This window comes from Oceanobacillus saliphilus, from assembly GCF_023522835.1.
Taxonomy (GTDB): domain Bacteria; phylum Bacillota; class Bacilli; order Bacillales; family Amphibacillaceae; genus Oceanobacillus; species Oceanobacillus saliphilus.
Map to the genome: position 1 here is coordinate 1 of NZ_JALCZU010000025.1, position 2985 is coordinate 2985.

Here is a 2985-nt window from a genome sequence, read left to right on the forward strand (position 1 = left end):
TTTATACCTTGAAAACTAAATAAGAGTAAATCAAGACATCAAAAGAAGTTTAGTTAAGTCCTCGATCTATTAGTATTCGTCAGCTACACGTGTCACCACGCTTCCACCTCGAACCTATCAACCTCATCGTCTCTGAGGGATCTTACTCACTCGAAGTGATGGGAAGTTTCATCTTGAGGGGGGCTTCATGCTTAGATGCTTTCAGCACTTATCCTTTCCACACGTAGCTACCCAGCTATGCTCCTGGCGGAACAACTGGTACACCAGCGGTGTGTCCATCCCGGTCCTCTCGTACTAAGGACAGCTCCTCTCAAACTTCCAACGCCCACGACGGATAGGGACCGAACTGTCTCACGACGTTCTGAACCCAGCTCGCGTACCGCTTTAATGGGCGAACAGCCCAACCCTTGGGACCGACTACAGCCCCAGGATGCGATGAGCCGACATCGAGGTGCCAAACCTCCCCGTCGATGTGAACTCTTGGGGGAGATAAGCCTGTTATCCCCGGGGTAGCTTTTATCCGTTGAGCGATGGCCCTTCCATGCGGAACCACCGGATCACTAAGCCCGACTTTCGTCCCTGCTCGACTTGTAGGTCTCGCAGTCAAGCTCCCTTCTGCCTTTACACTCTTCGAATGATTTCCAACCATTCTGAGGGAACCTTTGGGCGCCTCCGTTACCTTTTAGGAGGCGACCGCCCCAGTCAAACTGCCCGCCTGACACTGTCTCCGAACCGGATCACGGTCCTGGGTTAGAATGTTCATACAGCTAGGGTGGTATCCCACGGGTGCCTCCACGTAAGCTAGCGCTCACGCTTCTAAGGCTCCCACCTATCCTGTACAAGCTGCACAAACAGTCAATATCAGGCTACAGTAAAGCTCCACGGGGTCTTTCCGTCCTGTCGCGGGTAATGCGCATCTTCACGCATAGTATAATTTCACCGGGTCTCTCGTTGAGACAGTGCCCAAGTCGTTGCACCTTTCGTGCGGGTCGGAACTTACCCGACAAGGAATTTCGCTACCTTAGGACCGTTATAGTTACGGCCGCCGTTTACTGGGGCTTCGGTTCTAAGCTTCGCTTTGCAGCTAACTCTTTCCCTTAACCTTCCAGCACCGGGCAGGTGTCAGCCCCTATACTTCGCCTTTCGGCTTCGCAGAGACCTGTGTTTTTGCTAAACAGTCGCTTGGGCCTATTCACTGCGGCTCCTCCTAAAAAGGAGCACCCCTTCTCCCGAAGTTACGGGGTCATTTTGCCGAGTTCCTTAACGAGAGTTCTCCCGCTCACCTTAGGATTCTCTCCTCGCCTACCTGTGTCGGTTTGCGGTACGGGCACCTATGATCTAACTAGAGGCTTTTCTTGGCAGTGTGAAATCCGGAACTTCGGTACTAAATTTCCCTCCCCATCACAGCTTGAAATTGCCAGACGGATTTGCCTATCTGACTTTCTCACTGCTTGGGCGCACATATCCATCAGTGCGCATTCCTTATCCTTCTGCGTCCCCCCATCGCTCAAACAATCATGAGGTGGTACAGGAATATCTACCTGTTGTCCATCGCCTACGCCTTTCGGCCTCGGCTTAGGTCCCGACTAACCCTGAGAGGACGAGCCTTCCTCAGGAAACCTTAGGCATTCGGTGAAAGAGATTCTCACTCTTTTTTCGCTACTCATACCGGCATTCTCACTTCTAAGCGCTCCACCAGTCCTCACGGTCTGACTTCACAGCACTTAGAACGCTCTCCTACCATTGTTCTAAAAGAACAATCCACAGCTTCGGTGATACGTTTAGCCCCGGTACATTTTCGGCGCAGAGTCACTCGACCAGTGAGCTATTACGCACTCTTTAAATGATGGCTGCTTCTAAGCCAACATCCTGGTTGTCTGAGCAACTCCACATCCTTTTCCACTTAACGTATACTTTGGGACCTTAGCTGGTGGTCTGGGCTGTTTCCCTCTCGACTATGAACCTTATCACCCATAGTCTGACTCCCAAAGCTAAGTAACTGGCATTCGGAGTTTGACTGAATTCGGTAACCCGGTGAGGGCCCCTAGTCCAATCAGTGCTCTACCTCCAGTACTCTTTTCTTTGAGGCTAGCCCTAAAGCTATTTCGGAGAGAACCAGCTATCTCCGTGTTCGATTGGCATTTCACCCCTACCCACACCTCATCCCCGCATTTTTCAACATACGTGGGTTCGGGCCTCCAGTCAGTGTTACCTGACCTTCACCCTGGACATGGGTAGATCACACGGTTTCGGGTCTACGACCGCATACTATGTCGCCCTATTCAGACTCGCTTTCGCTGCGGCTCCGTGTCATCCACTTAACCTTGCATACGATCGTAACTCGCCGGTCCATTCTACAAAAGGTACGCCGTCACCCATTAACGGGCTTCGACTACTTGTAGGCACACGGTTTCAGGATCTATTTCACTCCCCTTCCGGGGTGCTTTTCACCTTTCCCTCACGGTACTGGTTCACTATCGGTCACTAGGTAGTATTTAGCCTTGGGAGATGGTCCTCCCGGATTCCGACGGAATTTCTCGTGTTCCGCCGTACTCAGGATACACTCCGGAGGAAATTCCTTTTTGACTACAGGGCTGTTACCCGCTGTGGCTGACCTTTCCAGATCGATTCGTCTAAAGAATTTCTTTGTAACTCCAATGGAGTGTCCTACAACCCCAGAAAGCAAGCTTTCTGGTTTGGGCTCTTTCCGTTTCGCTCGCCGCTACTTAGGAAATCGATTTTTCTTTCTCTTCCTCCGGGTACTTAGATGTTTCAGTTCCCCGGGTCTGCCTCATGCATCCTATGTATTCAGATACATGTACTGTCCCATTACGAACAGTGGGTTCCCCCATTCGGAAATCTCCGGATCAAAGCTTACTTACAGCTCCCCGAAGCATATCGGTGTTAGTCCCGTCCTTCATCGGCTCCTAGTGCCAAGGCATCCACCGTGCGCCCTTATTCACTTAACTAAGTTACAGTAAATAA

1 rRNA gene is annotated in these 2985 nt (G+C 51.2%); it reads right to left on the reverse strand.

The window, feature by feature from the left end:
• Positions 1 to 49 precede the first annotated feature (49 nt).
• Positions 50 to 2969: ribosomal RNA gene (locus tag MN204_RS20195) — 23S ribosomal RNA — on the reverse strand.
• Positions 2970 to 2985: the final 16 nt, after the last annotated feature.